Below are 16,072 nucleotides of genomic sequence, written 5' to 3'. Positions count from 1 at the left end.
TTTGCCTGGGGAATATCCATGCGTCGCCTACTGCCTGCCGCCCTCGTGGCCTTTACCGTGTTGCCGCTGGCGGCGGCCACCGTGCCTGCGTCGAGTCCGCTCGATCTGGAGACTGTCATGGCCAATCCGGACTGGATCGGGCAGGCGGTGGAGCAACCGTACTGGAGCGTGGACGGGCGCAGCCTGTACTACGCGCTGAAGCGCGATGGCAGCAAGGTGCGCGATCTGTACAAGCTCGATCCGATCAGTGGGCAGAGCATGAAGCTCGATCCGGCCGCGATGGCGCAGGCGGACGGCCCGGCCGTATTCGATCGCACGCACCGGCACGCGGCGTTCATCCTGCATGGCGACGTGTTCGTGGTCGACCTGGCCAGCGGTCGCCGCACGCAGGTCACGCGCACGCCGCAGGACGAATCTGCGCCGCAGTTTTCCGCCGACGGTCGTGCGCTGCAATTCCGCGACGGCAACGACTGGTACAGCTACGACCTCACCGCCGGGGTCACCGCGCCGGCCGCGGTGCTGAAGTTTGCCGACGATCCGCAGGCGAAGCAGCCCGACGAACTGGGCGCGCGACAATTGGAACTGTTCAAGACGCTGCGCCAGATCAAGGCCGACAAGCAGGCGCAGCGCGATCAGGACAAGACGCTGGCAGCCGCCGATCCGGGGCGCGCGCCGCAACCGTTCTGGCTCGGCAACAAGCTCACCCCGGTCGATACCGAGCTGTCGCCGGACGGCCGCTGGCTGCTGCTGGTCACCACCGCGAAGGACGCCGCGCCGGGCAAGGCGCCCGAGCTCACCCATTACGTCACCGACTCCGGCTATCCCGAGCAGGAAGAGGCACGCGTGTATGTCGGCCACAACGATCCGGCGCCGCAGTCACTGCTGCTGCTCGACCTGCAGAATCACCAGCAATACCCGCTGAAGACGGACACCCTGCCGGGTATCAAGGACGATCCGCTCAAGACGATCCGCGCGCAGACCGTCGACGCGCTGGAGAAAGCCGGCAAGCAGGACGAGGCGAAGGCACTCAAGGCGCCCGACGTGCGCGCGGTGCGCATCATAGCCAGCTCCGATGACGGCGGCGGTGGCGGCATCGTGTGGAGCGACGATGGCAGCCATCTCGCGATCCAGCTGCGCGCGATCGACAACAAGGACCGCTGGATCGCCAGCGTCGATTTCAGCCGTCACGCCCTGGTCAATCAGCATCGGCTCACCGACAACGCGTGGATCAACTGGAACTTCAACGATTTCGGCTGGCTCAAGGACAACAGCACGCTGTGGTACATGAGCGAGGAAACCGGCTACTCGCAGCTCTATACCAAGACGCTGGATGGCAAGGCGAAGGCACTGACCTCCGGCAAGTTTGAAGTCAGCCACCCGTTGCTCAGCGACGACGGCAAGTGGTTCTACGTGCGCAGCAACCAAGTGGCGCCGTACAGCTACGACGTCTACCGTTTGCCGGCCACCGGTGGCGCGTTGAGCCGCATCACCAACTATCAGGGCATGGACGACTTCAAGCTGTCACCCGACGGCAGCCAGCTCGCCGTGCTGCATTCCGCACCCTACGTGCTCGCGCAATTGGCCGTCCAGCCGTCCGCCGGCGGCACGCCGCGCGAGCTGACCAGCACGATGAAACCGGCGTTTACCGCGCGCGACTGGATTGCGCCGAAGATCGTCGAGGTGAAATCCAGCCACGGCGCCGGCAGCATCTACGCGAAGTACTACGGCCCGGCCAACGAGACCGGTGCATCGAAACCGGCGGTGATCTTCGTGCACGGTGCCGGCTACCTGCAGAACGTCACCCTGTCGTGGTCGAACTACTTCCGCGAGCAAATGTTCCACAACCTGCTGGTGCAGCAAGGCTACGTGGTGCTCGACATGGACTACCGCGCCTCGGAAGGCTACGGTCGCGCCTGGCGCACCGCGATCTACCGCCAGATGGGCCACCCGGAACTGGAAGACCTGCTCGACGGCAAGGCATGGCTGGTGCAGAACCACGGCGTCGATCCGAAGCGTGTCGGCATCTATGGTGGCAGCTACGGCGGCTTCATGACCGAGATGGCGCTGCTGCGCGCGCCGGGCGAATTCGCCGCCGGTGCCGCCTTGCGCCCGGTCAGCGACTGGACGTTGTACAACCACGAATACACCGCCAACATCCTCAACGATCCGCAGCTCGACCCGGAAGCGTTCAAGACCAGCTCGCCGATCGAGTACGCCGACCAGTTGCAGGACCCGCTGCTGATCGAACACGGCCTGATCGACGATAACGTGCTCGCCGAAGACTCGATCCGCCTGTACCAGCGCTTCATCGAACTGCACAAGAAGAACTTCTGGATGTCGCTGTATCCGATGGAGCGGCACGGCTTCGTGCATGCCGATTCGTGGCACGACGAATATCGGCGGATTGATGAGTTGTTCGAGACGTATGTGAAGCCGGTGAAGGACAATTCTGCGCATTGAAGCCAGATTTCGCTTTAGCATGCAGTTCGATTGGGGCGTGGTTTTTCTTGACCACACCGGTTTGTTGCGGCTTCATGCGTGAAGCCGCAACAAGCACTCATGACGACGGAACAGGGAAGAAGATATGGCGAAGTTCCTCAATACCAGCGCGACCAATTATTTCCTTGAGGAAATGATCAAGGAAGCAAAAGATCGACTGATCCTCATCAGCCCTTACCTCAAGCTCAACGACAGGATGAAGGAGCTGTTGTCGGACAAGAACCGCCTCAAGATCGACGTGCGGATTGTCTACGGGAAGAGTGAGCTTCATCCTGACGAAATAAGCTGGCTGAGGGAGCTTACCTATGTCAGGACGAGCTTCTGCAAGAACCTGCATGCCAAGTGCTACATGAATGAAGAGCTGTGCATCATTACCAGTCTCAATCTGTATGAGTTCAGTCAGGTAAACAACAACGAGATGGGCATCTTGCTGAGCCGCGCTGATGACGCGAGCCTTTACAAAGAAGCTTACGAAGAGGCCCAACGAATCATCCGCATTAGCGAAGAAGTCCGGATATCGCTTGAGCGGGTCGCTTCGGAATCCGAGGGAGTCCAAAGTCATGGCGGAGAGCCTGACGAGGCCAGCGGGAAACTCTCATCGTCCAAGCTTGCTGTGAAGCTTGGATACAAGACGAACGAGTTTCTAGACAAGGCCGTTGCCGCAGGTCACCTTGAGTTTCGCGATGGCAAACATCTTTTGACAGTTAAGGGCGAGAAAGCTGGTGGTGAGTACATCGCCAAGTCACGGTTCGGCCCTTATTTCAGATGGCCAGCGGGCTTCGTTCCGATTTGATCGCTGCGTCGCCTGAGGAGATATTGAGACAGCTCAAGGGCCAGCGTGCAGTCTCTGGGAGTGATCGCGACGCGGAAATCGTCCGGCAAGACGGCGCTGACTGGAATATCGAACCAAACCGAGGGAATTTATGAAAAAGTTGGGTTGCGTCGCGCTTGCGGCGTCGCTGCTGTTGGCTTGTACCGGTTGTACGGTGGTTTCTCCGGATGCGGGTCAGCAGGCGGTGCTGATCGACAAGCCGGTGATCTTTGGCCATGGCGGTGTGCGGGCGGAGCCAGTGCTCCCGGGCCTGACCTATACGTGGTTTTCCACGCATAAGATCTACGTCAACATGTTTCCGCAGCAGTACGACGGCAACTTCAACGATCTGATGTCGAGCGACGGCGTGCCGCTGGACTTCCACGCCATCATCCGCCTGCAGGTGGTTGACCCGGTGGCGCTGGTGAAGAACTTCGGCCAGGACTGGTACAAGAACAACGTGGAGCAGGAGTTCTTCAACCGGGTGCGTTCCGCGGTCAAGAAACACGGCATGAACGAGACGGCGATCCAGACCACCGCCATCGACGAGATCGACAGCGAGGTCAGTCGCGAGATGACCGAGTATCTCAACGAGAACAAGTTGCCGATCCGCCTGGTCAAGATCACCGTCGGCAAGGCCAATCCCCCGGACGCGGTGCGCAACCAGCGAGTGGAAACCGCGCAGCAGGAGCAGCGCGTGCTCACCGAGCACAAGCGCGATCTGGCCGAGCAGGCGCGCAAGGCGGCGGAACAGAGCCGCGCCGAGGCGGATAACGCCTATCGCGTGGCGATGAACCTCAACCCCGCGCAGTTCGTCGAGATGGAGCGCATCAAGATGCAATCCGCGGTATGCGCCGTGAAGGACGCGAAGTGCACCTTCATCATCGGCAGCCAGGTGGATCCGGTGGTAAATGTGAAGTGATGCCAGTCATGCCGCTATTGCACAGATACCACGTTGACCAGCAAGTCTGCGGCCTTGTAGAGCTGCTACTTTGTCGGCATCGGTTGTTTCACGTCTGGCACCGTTCGGACTGATAGCCAAGCGGGTCCACCGTGTCGCCACTGTTTCACCATTCATTCTGGCATCCCAATCCCGGATGCTGCTGAAGAGGAGGGTGCGATCATGCAAGGCAAATACGTGCAGGTCTCGGGTGTTGTTTTCGGCGTAGTGGCGGTCATCCAGGTATTGCGACTCTTCAATCAGTGGCCGGTACAGGTGGGGCCGTTTGCCGTACCGGTATGGTTTTCATGGATTGCCCTGCTGGTCGCGAGTGGTCTTTGCATCTGGGCGTTCAGGTCGGCACGCCGATAACATGACGGTCGGCAGGTTCTGCGGCAGAAGACTTGCCTAGTCAATCGCGGAGGGAAACGTGCACAAGCTGCGGTGGATTTTCGCGGTGTGCTGCCTGTTGCTGGCAGGCTGCGCCAAGCCCTTGCCGCCGGAAAAGACGACTTACGCGGGCAAGTGGCGATCGTCGAGCATGACTTTGCTAATCACCCAGGACGGCAACGTGATGTACAAGCGGATGAATGGCGGCATGAGCAAGTCCGTCAATGGCCCGTTGCAAGCGTTCGACGGCGACAATTTTGTCGTGGGCGTGGGTCCGGTCAAGACCACCTTCGTGGTGTCCACACCGCCGCATGAGGATCAGGGCAGGTGGGCGATGGTGGTCGACGGCGTCGAACTCACCAAGGCACCGCCGGACGACTGACTCACCGCACATCGGCAGCGTTGCGCTGCCGTGTGTGGGTACGGCGCCGCAACCTCCGAAGCAAACTCTGGAATCCTTGCCAGGTTACTTGACCACCAGCGTGCCAGTCATGGTGGGGTGGAACTTGCAGAAAAACACGAGTGTGCCGGCGGTGGCGGTGATGCGTCCGCTGGTGCCTGGTTTCAGGTCGACGTCGAAGTGGCCGTCGCGTGCGGTGGCGCTGTGTTCGAGGATGTCCTTGTTGGTCCATTCGATGATGTCGCCGGCGCGTACGTCGGTCGGCATCGGGCCGTACTGCATCTGGTCGATCACGATCACATGCACATGATGGGCCGGCGCTGTCGCCGGCGGTTTCGCCTTGCTGGCAGCACTGGCCGGCGCGAACCCGCCGGTCAGCGCTAGCAGGCCGGCGAGAAGTATCGTCGTGCGGAGCATGCGATGTTCCTTACTTCAGGCTCAGCGCGAGATGCTCGGCGTGTGCCTGGTGTGACTGGAACAGCTTCAAGCCGGTTTCCAGCAACGACTTCAGTTCCGCGTTCTGTGCCGACGGGATCAGCGTACCGCTGAGCGCGCCGTTGACGGTCTTGTGATACGCGATTTCGTTGGCGACGTAGGCCTTGTCGTAGGCGCTGCCGCTGAGCGCGGCGAGCTTCTTCTGTTCGTCGGCAGCACCGCTGGCGAGCGACTGGCTGGTCGGATTGTCCTGCGGGGTCACGCCCAGCTTCTTGACCAGAGCCAGCGCTTGGTCGTTGACCGCCGTGTGGTCGCGCTGCATCTCCTCGGCGAACGCGCGCACCGCCTTGTTGTGCGACTTCTGCAGCGCCTGCTTGGCCGCGGTGACGTCGATCACGCCGGCGGTATAGGCGATGTGCGCGATCTGCGCGTCGTTGATGGCCGGTGCCGGGCTGGCGACGGCCGGGGTCTTGGCCTGTACGTTGGCAACGGAAGCGATGCCGAAAGCGAGAGCGAGGGCGAGTAGCGGCTTGTTCATGGGTGTCTCCTGGGGTGGATGGAATGGAGTGGACGAACGGATGCGGCGAAATCGCGGTCGAACGGACCGGCGTTCCCGTCTGCGTGCATGGGATGCAGCAAGCCGCGCGCAGGTTCCGGCTTTCCGGGTGCCGCTGCCGGGAACCTCGCCGCTGGCCGCCGCATCGGATCGGTGTCGCCCACTACCGAATCCGCCACCATGCTCGAATCCGACCAGGTCATGTCTTCCGTTGTTGCCACGGCAGCTTCCGTCACCGTCGAAGCTGTGCGCCCGTCGCGTGCCGAGGCGGAAGCGGCGGTGCGCACGCTGATCTGCTGGGCCGGCGACGAGCCGTCACGCGAAGGTTTGTTGGCCACGCCGGCGCGGGTGGTGCGTGCCTACGAGGAATGGTTCTCCGGTTATCGGCAGGACCCGGCCAGCCTGCTCAGCCGCACCTTCGAGGAAGTAGGTGGCTACGACGACCTGGTGATTCTGCGCGATATCCCGCTGCAGTCGACCTGCGAACATCACATGGCGGCGATCCGCGGCGCCGTGCATATCGCCTATCTGCCCAATCGCCGTGTGGTGGGCATCTCGAAGTTGGCGCGACTGGTCGAGGCGCTGGGTCGGCGCCTGCAGATCCAGGAGCGGCTCACCGCCGAGATCGCCGATACCTTGGCGCATGTGCTGCAGCCGCACGGCGTGGCGGTAATCGTGCAGGCCAGCCACGAATGCCTGTCCTCGCGCGGTGTGCGCCTGCACGGGGTCTCGATGCTGACCCGGCGTCTGCTTGGTCAGTTCGCACAGGAGCCGCAGCGGCGGGAAATCCTGGCCTTGCTGGCGGGCTAAGCCGGGAACCTCAAGCGAGGCTGCTGCATCCGATCAGGTGTAAAAGGAGAGAGCCATGACATCACCCGTCAAGATTGCATCCGTCGACTACGCCGCGCTGGACGACAACGCGCTGGTGGCGCTGGTCCGCGGCGGCCGGCGCGAGGCGTTCCGGCACATCATGCAGCGCTGCAACCAGCGGCTGTTCCGCATCGCGCGCAGCGTGGTTGGCGAAGATTCGGAGGCGGAGGATGTACTGCAGGAATCGTATATGCGTGCCTACAACAAGCTGGATACGTTCCGTGGCGACTCGACCCTGCTGACCTGGCTCACCAGTATCGTGCTGAACGAGGCGCGCGGCCGGTTGCGCAAGCGCCACACCATGGTCGGGCTGGAACAGATCGACGCAGCGTCGGACGACACGCATCAGGTCATCCAGTTTCCTTCGAAATTCGGCAACGAGGATCCGGCCGTGTCCGCTGCCCGCGCACAGATTCGCCACTTGCTCGAACACGCCATCGACGAATTGCCCGAGGCGTTCCGCACCGTCTACATGATGCGCGAAGTCGAGGAGTGCTCGGTCGAGGAAACCGCCAGTCTGCTGGCGATCAAGCCGGAGACAGTGAAGACGCGGCTGCATCGCGCACGCCGGCTGCTGCGCGCGTCGTTGCAGGACACGCTGGCCACCACCATGAGCGAGGCGTTCCCGTTCATGGGGCGGCGTTGCGCGCGCGTCACCGAAGCGGTGATGGCACGGCTGGAAGCCGAATCGCCGTAAGCCCGCGTCGCGGAAGTCCGAACTCAGGCTGGTCGATGCAAGCCGGCGGCTTCGCGTGCCAGCAGCTCGATGGCGGACCAGTCGCCGCTGGCGAGTAGGTTTTTCGGAGTCAGCCATGAGCCACCCACGCAGATCACGTTGGGCAGGGCGAGGAAATCCGGTGCGCTGGCGAGGCTGATGCCGCCGGTGGGGCAGAAGCGCACCTGCGGCAGCGGGCTGGCCCAGGCGCCGAGCAGCTTGTAGCCGCCGGCTGGCACTGCCGGGAAGAATTTCAGATGCCGATAGCCGCGCTCCAGCATGGCCATTACTTCGCTGGCGGTGACGGCGCCGGGCAGCAACGGCAGCTCGCTGTCGTCGGCGGCGTCGAGCAGGTATGGCGAAACGCCGGGTGATACCGCGAAGCGCGCGCCGGCCTGTTGTGCGGCGTGCAGATCGCGTGCACTGAGCACGGTGCCGACGCCGATCATCGCGCCTTCCACTTCGGCGGCAATTGCGCGGATCGCTTCCAGCGCGGCGCTGGTGCGCAAGGTGACTTCGATCGCCGGCGTGCCACCGGCGACCAGCGCGCGCGCCATCGGTACCGCGTGTCGCGCGTCGTCGATCACCACCACCGGGATCACCGGCGCCAGCCGCATCGTGGTTTCGATCTGTTGCTGTTTGAGTTCGATGCTGCTGGTCACGTGAGGCTCCAGGTATTTTGGCCCCTCCCCCTGTATTCAGGGGGAGGTTGAGAGGGGGTTGCTTGGGCTGGCGAGGAGGATCAAGAGCGAACCCCTCCCCAACCCTCCCCTGCGAGCAGGGGAGGGAGCAAGGCTAGAGCACGCCTGCACCGAGATCGGCGGTGGCCGCGGCTTGCCGGAACAGGCCGAACAGTTCGCGGCCCATGCCGCTGTGCTGGGCGGACAGGTCGGCGGTGTGCGGCAGGCGCGCATCCAGTTCGTGTGCTTCCATCAGGACGTCCAGACGGCCATTTACGGCATCCAGCCTGATCATGTCGCCGTTACGGATCTTCGCGATATTGCCGCCGGCCACGGCTTCCGGCGTCACGTGGATCGCTGCCGGCACACGGCCAGAGGCGCCGGACATGCGCCCGTCGGTGAGCAGGGCGATACGGTGGCCACGATCCTGCAGCAGTGCCAGCGTGGGGGTCAGCTTGTGCAGCTCGGGCATGCCGTTCGCCTGCGGACCCTGGAAGCGCACTACCGCGACGAAGTCGCGATTGAGCTCGCCGCGCTTGAACGCGGCGGGGACCTCATCCTGGTCCTGGAACACGATCGCCGGCGCCTCGATCACCAAGCGGTCGTCCGGCACCGACGAGACCTTGATCACCGCGCGGCCGAGATTGCCCTGCAGCATGCGCAGGCCACCGTCGGCGCGGAACGGTTCGTCGGTGCCGCGCAGCACGCCGCGGTTGCCGCTCTGCTTGTCGACGGGCTTCCAGTGCAGCGCGCCGCTGTCGTCGAGATAGGGGACTTGCGCATAGCCGTCCATGCCGCTGCCGAAGATCGTGCTCACATCGCCATGCAGCAGGCCGGCGCGGAGCAGCTGGTCGATCAGGAACGCCATGCCGCCGGCCTCGTGGAACTGGTTCACGTCGGCGTAGCCGTTCGGATATACGCGGGCCAGCAGCGGGATCACGCCGGACAGTGCGTCGAAGTCGTCCCAGCGCAGCTGGATGCCGGCAGCATGCGCGATCGCTACCAGATGCAGCAGGTGATTGGTGGAGCCGCCGGTGGCGTGCAGGCCGATCACGCCGTTGATGATCGCGCGCTCGTCGATGATGTGGCCGATCGGTAGGAAATGCTCGCCCAGCGCACTGAGCGCGTTGACCCGGCGCACCACGTCGGCGGTGAGCGCATCGCGCAGCGGTGTGTCCGGCGCGGTGAAGCTGGCGCCAGGCAGGTGCAGGCCCATGATCTCCATCAGCATCTGGTTGGAGTTCGCGGTGCCGTAGAACGTGCAGGTGCCCGGGGCGTGATACGACGCGGCCTCGACTTCCAGCAATTCGGCCTTGCTCGCCTTGCCGTCGGCCCAGGCCTGGCGCACTTTCGATTTTTCTTCGTTGGGAATGCCGCTGGGCATGGGACCGCTGGGCACGAAGGCACCGGGCAGATGACCAAAGCTCAAGGCGCCGATCAGCAGGCCCGGCACGATCTTGTCGCAGATACCGAGGTACAGCGCGCCGTCGAACATGTCGTGCGACAACGAAACCGCGGTGGCCATCGCGATCAGGTCGCGCGAGAACAGCGACAGCTGCATACCGGGCTGGCCCTGGGTGACGCCGTCGCACATCGCCGGCACGCCGCCGGCAACCTGCGCGGTGAAGCCGGCGTCGCGAGCGATCTGGCGGATCAGCGCGGGGTACCGCTCATATGGCTGATGCGCCGACAGCATGTCGTTGTAGGCGGTGATGATGGCGATGTTGCCGCGGCGGCCGCTGCGCAGCGCCTCCTTGTCCGTGCTGCCGCAGGCGGCGAAGCCGTGTGCGAGGTTGCCGCAGGACAAATGTTCGCGTTGCGGGCCGCGACGATCGATCGAGTCGATCCGCTGGAGATAGGCTGCGCGCGTCTCGCGGCTGCGTTCGCGCAGGCGTTCGGTGACTTCGGCGACAACAGGATGCAGCGTGTTCATGGAAAACTCCGGGACAGCGGCCACGTCGCGTGACGCGGTGTGGATATCAGATGGACGACGGGCGATGCGAGATCACGGGCACCAGTACACCGCCACCGGCACGCGCTGCTGGGTCAGCACCGCACGCACCGGATAGTTCTGCGCGACATCGAGGCCGAGCCGCACGTCAGCGAGCAGGTCACGCTTCTTTTCGCCGGAGACCAGCAGATACAGCGCGCGGGTTTCCAGCAGGGTGGGCAAGCTGAGCGTGATACGCGGCTCGCCGGCGCCAGGCGCGCGCATCGACAGCACGCGGGCATGACCATCCAGATCCAGTGCCTCGGCCAGATGATCGCCGCCGGGAAAGAACGAGGCGGTGTGGCCGTCGTCGCCCATGCCCAGAATCACCGCGTCGAATGGCAGCGGCAGCGCGTCGATGCGAGTGTTGGCGATGGCCAGTCCGTCTTCCGGTGTCGGCGCGCCGGTGTACAACGGCACGAACTGCGCGGCGCTGGCGGCGTGTTGCAGCAATAACGATTTCACCAGCTTCGCATTGGAACGCTCGTCGTTGTCCGGCACCCAGCGTTCGTCGACCAGGGTGATCTGCACGTTCGCCCAGTCGAGTGCCTCGCGTGCGAGGCAGGCGAAAAATTCCTTCGGCGTGCTGCCGCCGGAAACCGCGAGCACGGCACGACCGCGTTCGATCAGCGCCGCGCGCAGGCGGGCGGCAACCCGTTCGGCCAGTGCCACGGCTTGCGCGTGGCCATCGGTGAAGCTGTGCGTGGTGACGTTGAGGTGGGTGGTCATGGCTGATGATGGCGCGCCGCGTGCTCAGTGGATGCCGCTGCGCGTCTCGTGGGGAAGGGAGGCAAAGTCTGCCGAATGCGTCGGCATGACGGAGTGAAACGCGCGGGTGAACACCGGGTTATTCACTGTCTTCATTCCAGGTGCGGCCATCGCGCTCGATCAGCGCCACCGCCGCGCTCGGACCCCAGCTGCCGGCGGCGTACGGCCGCGGCGCTTCGCCGCCGGCAGTCCACGCGGCGAGGATCGGACCGGCCCAGCGCCATGCCGCTTCCACTTCATCGCGGCGCATGAACAGGGTGGGATTGCCGCGCACCACGTCCAGCAGCAGACGCTCGTACGCATCCGGCTGCTGCACGCCGAAGGCCTCGGCGAAGCTCATGTCCAGTGGTACGTGACGCAGGCGCAGGCCACCGGGGCCGGGATGCTTGATGGTCAGCCACAGCTTCACGCCTTCATCCGGCTGCAGTCGCAGCACCAGCCGGTTCTGCTTCAGCGTGCCGGCATCGGCATGGAAGATCGAGTGCGGCACCGGCTTGAAGGTGACCACGATCTCCGACACCCGGCTCGGCAGCCGCTTGCCGGTGCGCAGGTAGAACGGCACGCCGGCCCAGCGCCAGTTGGCGATTTCCGCTTTCAATGCGACAAAGGTTTCGGTATTGGATTTGGTGTTGCCCAGCTCGTCCGGATAGCCGGGCACGCTGGCGCCTTCGGCCACGCCGACGCGGTACTGGCCGCGCACGGTGAGCTGGCTGGCGTTGCTGTCGTCGATCGGCTTGAGCGAGTGCAGCACCTTCAGCTTCTCGTCGCGCACCGCATCCGGCGCCAGCGACGACGGCGGCTCCATCGCCACCATGCACAGCAGCTGCAGCATGTGGTTCTGCACCATGTCGCGTAGCGCGCCGGCACGGTCGTAGTAGGCGCCGCGATGGCCGACGCCGAGCGTTTCGCCGACGGTGATCTGCACGTGGTCGATGTGCCCGGCGTTCCACAGCGGCTCGAACAGCGCATTGCCGAAGCGCAGCACCAAGAGGTTCTGCACCGTCTCCTTGCCGAGGTAGTGGTCGATGCGGAAGGTCTGCGATTCGCTGAAGACCTTGCCGACCGCATCGTTGATCTGGTTTGCGCTGTCGAGGTCGCGGCCGATCGGCTTTTCCAGCACGACGCGCGACTTGCCCTGGTTGAGTCCGTAATGACCGAGTCGCGCACAGATGTCGACGAACAGCTCGGGCGAGGTCGACAGATAGAACACGCGGATGTGGTCCGGCTGCGCGCCGATGAAACCGGCGAAATCGTCCCAGCCGTCGTCCTTGCGTGCGTCCAGCGGGCGATAGAACACCTGCTGCAGGAACACATCGAGCTTTGCCGCGTCGCAGATGCTGACGAGTGCCTCGCGCAGCAGCGCGCGGTAACCGGCATCGTCCAGCGCCTCGCGGGCGATGCCGATGATCCGGCTGCTGGCCGGGATCTGGCCGTCGAGGAAGCGATGGAACAGGGCCGGCAGCAGTTTGCGCACGGCGAGATCGCCGGTGCCGCCGAAGATCACCAGGTCGAACGGTTCGACCAATTGGGAGGAAGCAGTCACGCAATCACCTCGACTCGATGCCGGATGGCGGGCAGAGGCCTGTCGGCGCGTCTTGCCCGGGGTGTGAATGATCGTACCAGTGAAATACCAGATCAGCTACCGCTATGCATACGAATTCATAAGAACGGGCTGCAACAACAAATGACTCCGTGATGTACCTGTTTGCGAAGGCAGGCTTGCGGTTAGTGGTTTGCTATTGGTATCTTTGCTGGTATGGAAACTGCCCTGGCCAACGAATACCGCCGGATCTGTCACGACCCGGCCACGCATCAGCCGCTGGCATACCTGCGGCTGCGCCGGGCGATCCGCAACGTGGTCGAGCATCGCGACATCGAACCGGGTCAGGCGCTCCCGAGCGAGCGCGACCTGTCGCAGGCGCTGAAGCTGTCGCGGGTGACCGTGCGCAAGGCGATCGCCGGCCTGGTCGAGGAAGGTCTGCTGACCCAGCGCCATGGCGCCGGCACCTTCATCGCCGAACGCATCGTCAAGCCGATGTCGCGGCTGACCAGCTTCACCGAGGACCTGCGCGAACGCGGCCTGTCGCCACGTTCGGAATTCTTCGAGCGCGGCATCGGCGAAGTGACGCCGGAGGAGTCGATGGCGTTGAACCTGTCGCCCGGCTCGCTGGTGGTGCGGTTGAACCGTGTGCGTTACGGCCAGGATGAACCGCTGGCGATCGAACGCAGCGTGGTGCCGGCCAGCGTGCTGCCCGATCCGCTGCTGGTGCACGACTCGTTGTACGAGGCATTGGAAAAGCTCAACTGCCGCCCGCGCCGCGCCTTGCAGCGGCTGCGCGCGGTGTCTCTGAATGCGCAACAGGCGCGGCTGCTGCATGTGGCGGTGGGTAGCGCCGGTCTGAGCATCGAGCGGCGCAGTTTTCTGGACGACGGCCGCGTGGTCGAGTTCACCTGTTCCTGGTATCGCGGCGACATCTACGACTTCGTCGCCGAACTGCAAACCGACTGAGGCCGTCTATCTATGGATGCCCGCGACACCCTGATGTACCGCGAAGCGCACGAAGCGGCCGAGGTGGTCGCGCGCCAGTTCGCCGCCAACGACAGCGTGGTGACGGCGCTGGCGCAATCGCTGCGCGTAAAGCCGCCGCGTTTCATCGTGACCTGCGCACGCGGCAGTTCCGATCATGCCGCCGCGTATGCGAAGTACGTGTTCGAGACCCAGCTGGGCATCGTCACCGCCTCGGTATCGCCATCGGTCACCTCGGTCTACGCAGCCCCGCAGCAATGGGAGGGCGCGCTGTTCATCGCGATCTCGCAGTCCGGCAAGAGCCCGGATCTGGTACGCAACGCGCAGGCCGCAAAGATTGCCGGCGCGCACGTGGTGGCGATGGTGAATGTCGAGGATTCGCCGCTGGCGGCGATTGCCGACACGGTGATCCCGCTGCATGCCGGCCCCGAACGCAGCGTGGCGGCGACCAAGAGTTATATCGCCGCGCTGGCGGCCGTCCTGCACCTGTGCGCGCGCTGGCACGGCGATCGTGCGCTGGTGGATTCGCTGCATGCGCTCCCGGATGCATTGCGCGCCGGTTGGGACGCGGACTGGTCGGCGTTGAGCGATGGCCTGGTCGATGCGCACAACCTGTTCGTGGTCGGCCGCGGCTTCGGCTTTGGTATCGCGCTGGAAGCGGCGCTGAAGTTCAAGGAAACCTGTGGCCTGCATGCCGAAGCGTTCAGTGCGGCCGAAGTGAAGCACGGACCGATGGCGCTGGTCGGTCCGGATTTTCCGGTGCTGTGTTTCGCCCAGGACGACGACACTTTGGCCAGCACGCTGGCGATTGCCGACGAGTTCCGCAAGCGCGGCGCGCAGGTTTTCGTGGCCGCGCCCGGCATGCAGGGCGCGGGCATGCTTCCGGTGCTGGCCGGGTTGCCGGCGCTGTGCACGCCGCTGCTGATCATCCAGAGCTTCTATCGCGCGGCGAGCGAGCTGGCGCTGCGTCGCGGCTTCAATCCCGACGTGCCGCCGCATCTCAACAAGGTGACCGAAACGGTCTGAGCAACGCCATGATTCTCGCCCTTATCAACGGCCGTGTACTGACCCCTGACGGCTGGCGCAACGACCTCGCGGTGCTGCTCGATGGCGAGCGCATCGTCGACTTGCTGCCACCGTCCGATCCGCGCGTGCGCAATGCGAAACAGCGCGATCTGCGCGGCGCGATGCTGCTGCCGGGCTTCATCGATACGCAGGTGAATGGCGGTGGCGGCGTGCTGTTCAACGACGCGCCAACGGTGGAGACGATCCGCCGCATCGGTGCGGCGCACCGGCGCTACGGCACTACCGGCTTCCTGCCGACCCTGGTCAGCGACAGCGTGGACGTCATGCGCGCCGCACTTGCCGCGGTGGAGCAGGCGCTGGCCGAAGGCGTGCCGGGCGTGCTCGGCATCCATCTGGAAGGGCCATACCTGGCACCGGCACGCAAGGGTGTGCACGATCCGAAATTTTTCCACGCGCCCGGCAGCGAGGAACTGGCGCTGCTGTGCGCGCCGCATCGCGGCGTGCGCCTGCTCACGCTGGCGCCCGACCAGGTGCCGCTGGCCAGCATCGGTGCACTGGCCGCCGCCGGCGTGATCGTCTGCGCCGGCCACACCGCCGCCGACTACGCGACCACGCACGCTGCACTGGCCGCCGGTCTGCGCGGCTTCACCCACCTGTTCAACGCGATGACGCCGTTCGGCAGCCGCGAACCGGGCGTAGTCGGTGCGGCGCTGGAGGATGCGAACAGCTGGTGCGGACTGATCGTCGACGGCCATCACGTGCATCCGGCCAGCCTGCGTGTGGCGATCGCCGCGAAAGCACGCGGCAAGATGCTGCTGGTCACCGACGCGATGCCGCCGGTCGGTGCGGATCATCCCGATTTCGTACTCAACGGCGAAATCATCACCGCGAAGGACGGCATCTGCCAGACCGCGCAAGGCGTGCTGGCCGGCTCCGCGCTGGACATGGCCGGCGCGGTGCGCAATGCCGTGCAACTGCTCGGCCTGCCGCTGGACGAGGCGGTGCGCATGGCCAGCACCTATCCGGCCGATTTTCTCGGCCTCGGCGCCAGCCACGGCCGCATCGCCGCCGGCTATCTGGCCGATCTGGTGGTGCTGGACGACGAGTACCGCGTGCAGCAGAGCTGGATAGGCGGCGTGGCCAGCTGAGACTGCGTTTGCTGAAATGGCCGTCCAAAGCTAGACTTGAGCGGTTCAGGTGTCCCTACGGCTTCGCGCCCGAGGGATGAAACGGGAAGCCGGTGCGTGGTGCGCAATCGCACTGCAAGGCCGGCGCTGCCCCCGCAACGGTAAGCGAGATCCACGAACGGCGAATGCCACTGTGCTTGAGCACGGGAAGGCGTCGTTCGGGGCATGCGGAGTACCGCGTGCCACTCGTGAGCCCGGAGACCGGCCCGAACGATTCCTGGTGGCTCGCGGTGGGCGAGGCCGAACCACGTGTTGGGCGATCCCGCCTGCCCGTCGTT

Annotated in this window: 15 protein-coding genes and 1 riboswitch; of the genes, 9 read left to right on the top strand and 6 right to left on the bottom strand. The window is 64.6% G+C overall.

Annotated elements, in window-relative coordinates:
- Positions 1-18 precede the first annotated feature (18 nt).
- From IE071_RS12725 to IE071_RS12710, 4 genes are all read left to right on the top strand, one after another.
- Positions 19-2,460, top strand: coding sequence for a S9 family peptidase (locus IE071_RS12725; RefSeq protein ID WP_189441545.1), 2,442 nt, complete (start codon positions 19-21; stop codon positions 2,458-2,460).
- A gap of 124 nt (positions 2,461-2,584) precedes the next feature.
- On the top strand, positions 2,585-3,292 hold the full coding sequence (locus tag IE071_RS12720) for a phospholipase D family protein (protein WP_189441544.1): 708 nt from the start codon (positions 2,585-2,587) through the stop codon (positions 3,290-3,292).
- 130 nt (positions 3,293-3,422) lie between these two features.
- The gene (locus IE071_RS12715; protein ID WP_189441543.1) at positions 3,423-4,232 is read left to right on the top strand and encodes an SPFH domain-containing protein; all 810 of its coding nucleotides are present in this window, start codon (positions 3,423-3,425) and stop codon (positions 4,230-4,232) included.
- A 448-nt stretch (positions 4,233-4,680) separates the two neighbouring features.
- Positions 4,681-5,022, top strand: coding sequence for a hypothetical protein (locus tag IE071_RS12710; RefSeq protein WP_189441542.1), 342 nt, complete (start codon positions 4,681-4,683; stop codon positions 5,020-5,022).
- Between the two features lie 84 nt (positions 5,023-5,106).
- Here IE071_RS12710 and IE071_RS12705 read toward each other — a convergent pair whose 3' ends face one another.
- Together IE071_RS12705 and IE071_RS12700 are read right to left on the bottom strand one after the other, a co-directional pair.
- Entirely contained in the window at positions 5,107-5,457 is a 351-nt protein-coding gene (locus tag IE071_RS12705) for a cupredoxin domain-containing protein (RefSeq protein WP_189441541.1), read from the bottom strand.
- A 10-nt stretch (positions 5,458-5,467) separates the two neighbouring features.
- On the bottom strand, positions 5,468-6,013 hold the full coding sequence (locus tag IE071_RS12700) for a DUF4142 domain-containing protein (protein WP_189441540.1): 546 nt from the start codon (positions 6,011-6,013) through the stop codon (positions 5,468-5,470).
- A 198-nt stretch (positions 6,014-6,211) separates the two neighbouring features.
- Here IE071_RS12700 and folE point away from each other — a divergent pair, with 198 nt between their 5' ends.
- Complete coding sequence (gene folE / locus IE071_RS12695; RefSeq protein ID WP_189441539.1) at positions 6,212-6,841, top strand: GTP cyclohydrolase I; 630 nt, start codon at positions 6,212-6,214, stop codon at positions 6,839-6,841.
- Between the two features lie 55 nt (positions 6,842-6,896).
- Positions 6,897-7,598, top strand: coding sequence for an RNA polymerase sigma factor (locus IE071_RS12690; protein ID WP_189441538.1), 702 nt, complete (start codon positions 6,897-6,899; stop codon positions 7,596-7,598).
- Between the two features lie 23 nt (positions 7,599-7,621).
- Here IE071_RS12690 and IE071_RS12685 read toward each other — a convergent pair whose 3' ends face one another.
- From IE071_RS12685 to zwf, 4 genes are all read right to left on the bottom strand, one after another.
- A complete protein-coding gene (locus IE071_RS12685; protein WP_189441537.1) occupies positions 7,622-8,278 on the bottom strand; it encodes a bifunctional 4-hydroxy-2-oxoglutarate aldolase/2-dehydro-3-deoxy-phosphogluconate aldolase in 657 nt (218 codons plus the stop codon).
- A gap of 133 nt (positions 8,279-8,411) precedes the next feature.
- Positions 8,412-10,229, bottom strand: a complete 1,818-nt coding sequence (gene edd, locus IE071_RS12680; protein WP_189441536.1) for a phosphogluconate dehydratase — start codon at positions 10,227-10,229, stop codon at positions 8,412-8,414.
- Positions 10,230-10,301: 72 nt separating this feature from the next.
- A complete protein-coding gene (gene pgl, locus IE071_RS12675; RefSeq protein WP_189441535.1) occupies positions 10,302-11,015 on the bottom strand; it encodes a 6-phosphogluconolactonase in 714 nt (237 codons plus the stop codon).
- Positions 11,016-11,133: 118 nt separating this feature from the next.
- Positions 11,134-12,597 carry a glucose-6-phosphate dehydrogenase gene (zwf, locus tag IE071_RS12670; RefSeq protein WP_189441534.1) on the bottom strand — a complete coding sequence of 488 codons (1,464 nt, stop codon included), beginning with the start codon at positions 12,595-12,597 and terminating at the stop codon, positions 11,134-11,136.
- Between the two features lie 213 nt (positions 12,598-12,810).
- On the opposite strand from zwf, the gene IE071_RS12665 reads away from it, so the two are divergent.
- From IE071_RS12665 to nagA, 3 genes are read left to right on the top strand one after another with little or no spacing between them, the layout of a single operon-like run.
- Positions 12,811-13,563, top strand: coding sequence for a GntR family transcriptional regulator (locus tag IE071_RS12665; RefSeq protein ID WP_189441533.1), 753 nt, complete (start codon positions 12,811-12,813; stop codon positions 13,561-13,563).
- 12 nt (positions 13,564-13,575) lie between these two features.
- Entirely contained in the window at positions 13,576-14,607 is a 1,032-nt protein-coding gene (locus tag IE071_RS12660) for an SIS domain-containing protein (RefSeq protein WP_189441532.1), read from the top strand.
- 8 nt (positions 14,608-14,615) lie between these two features.
- Complete coding sequence (gene nagA / locus IE071_RS12655; protein WP_189441531.1) at positions 14,616-15,755, top strand: N-acetylglucosamine-6-phosphate deacetylase; 1,140 nt, start codon at positions 14,616-14,618, stop codon at positions 15,753-15,755.
- A gap of 30 nt (positions 15,756-15,785) precedes the next feature.
- Positions 15,786-16,018: riboswitch (cobalamin riboswitch) on the top strand.
- Positions 16,019-16,072 lie beyond the last annotated feature (54 nt).

This window comes from Rhodanobacter panaciterrae (assembly GCF_014651895.1).
Classification (GTDB): Bacteria; Pseudomonadota; Gammaproteobacteria; order Xanthomonadales; family Rhodanobacteraceae; genus Rhodanobacter; species Rhodanobacter panaciterrae.
The sequence above is the reverse complement of the archived record's forward strand: the minus strand, read 5'-3'. Positions and strand labels throughout refer to the sequence as shown.

Excerpts from the sequence above, each read along its gene's own strand:
- IE071_RS12660 (WP_189441532.1), top strand. The coding sequence starts at position 13,576 with ATGGATGCCCGCGACACCCTGATGTACCGCGAAGCGCACGAAGCGGCC.
- IE071_RS12715 (WP_189441543.1), top strand. The coding sequence starts at position 3,423 with ATGAAAAAGTTGGGTTGCGTCGCGCTTGCGGCGTCGCTGCTGTTGGCT.
- IE071_RS12705 (WP_189441541.1), bottom strand. The coding sequence starts at position 5,457 with ATGCTCCGCACGACGATACTTCTCGCCGGCCTGCTAGCGCTGACCGGC.
- nagA (WP_189441531.1), top strand. The coding sequence starts at position 14,616 with ATGATTCTCGCCCTTATCAACGGCCGTGTACTGACCCCTGACGGCTGG.
- edd (WP_189441536.1), bottom strand. The coding sequence starts at position 10,229 with ATGAACACGCTGCATCCTGTTGTCGCCGAAGTCACCGAACGCCTGCGC.
- IE071_RS12665 (WP_189441533.1), top strand. The coding sequence starts at position 12,811 with ATGGAAACTGCCCTGGCCAACGAATACCGCCGGATCTGTCACGACCCG.
- IE071_RS12700 (WP_189441540.1), bottom strand. The coding sequence starts at position 6,013 with ATGAACAAGCCGCTACTCGCCCTCGCTCTCGCTTTCGGCATCGCTTCC.
- IE071_RS12720 (WP_189441544.1), top strand. The coding sequence starts at position 2,585 with ATGGCGAAGTTCCTCAATACCAGCGCGACCAATTATTTCCTTGAGGAA.
- pgl (WP_189441535.1), bottom strand. The coding sequence starts at position 11,015 with ATGACCACCCACCTCAACGTCACCACGCACAGCTTCACCGATGGCCAC.
- IE071_RS12690 (WP_189441538.1), top strand. The coding sequence starts at position 6,897 with ATGACATCACCCGTCAAGATTGCATCCGTCGACTACGCCGCGCTGGAC.
- IE071_RS12725 (WP_189441545.1), top strand. The coding sequence starts at position 19 with ATGCGTCGCCTACTGCCTGCCGCCCTCGTGGCCTTTACCGTGTTGCCG.
- folE (WP_189441539.1), top strand. The coding sequence starts at position 6,212 with ATGCTCGAATCCGACCAGGTCATGTCTTCCGTTGTTGCCACGGCAGCT.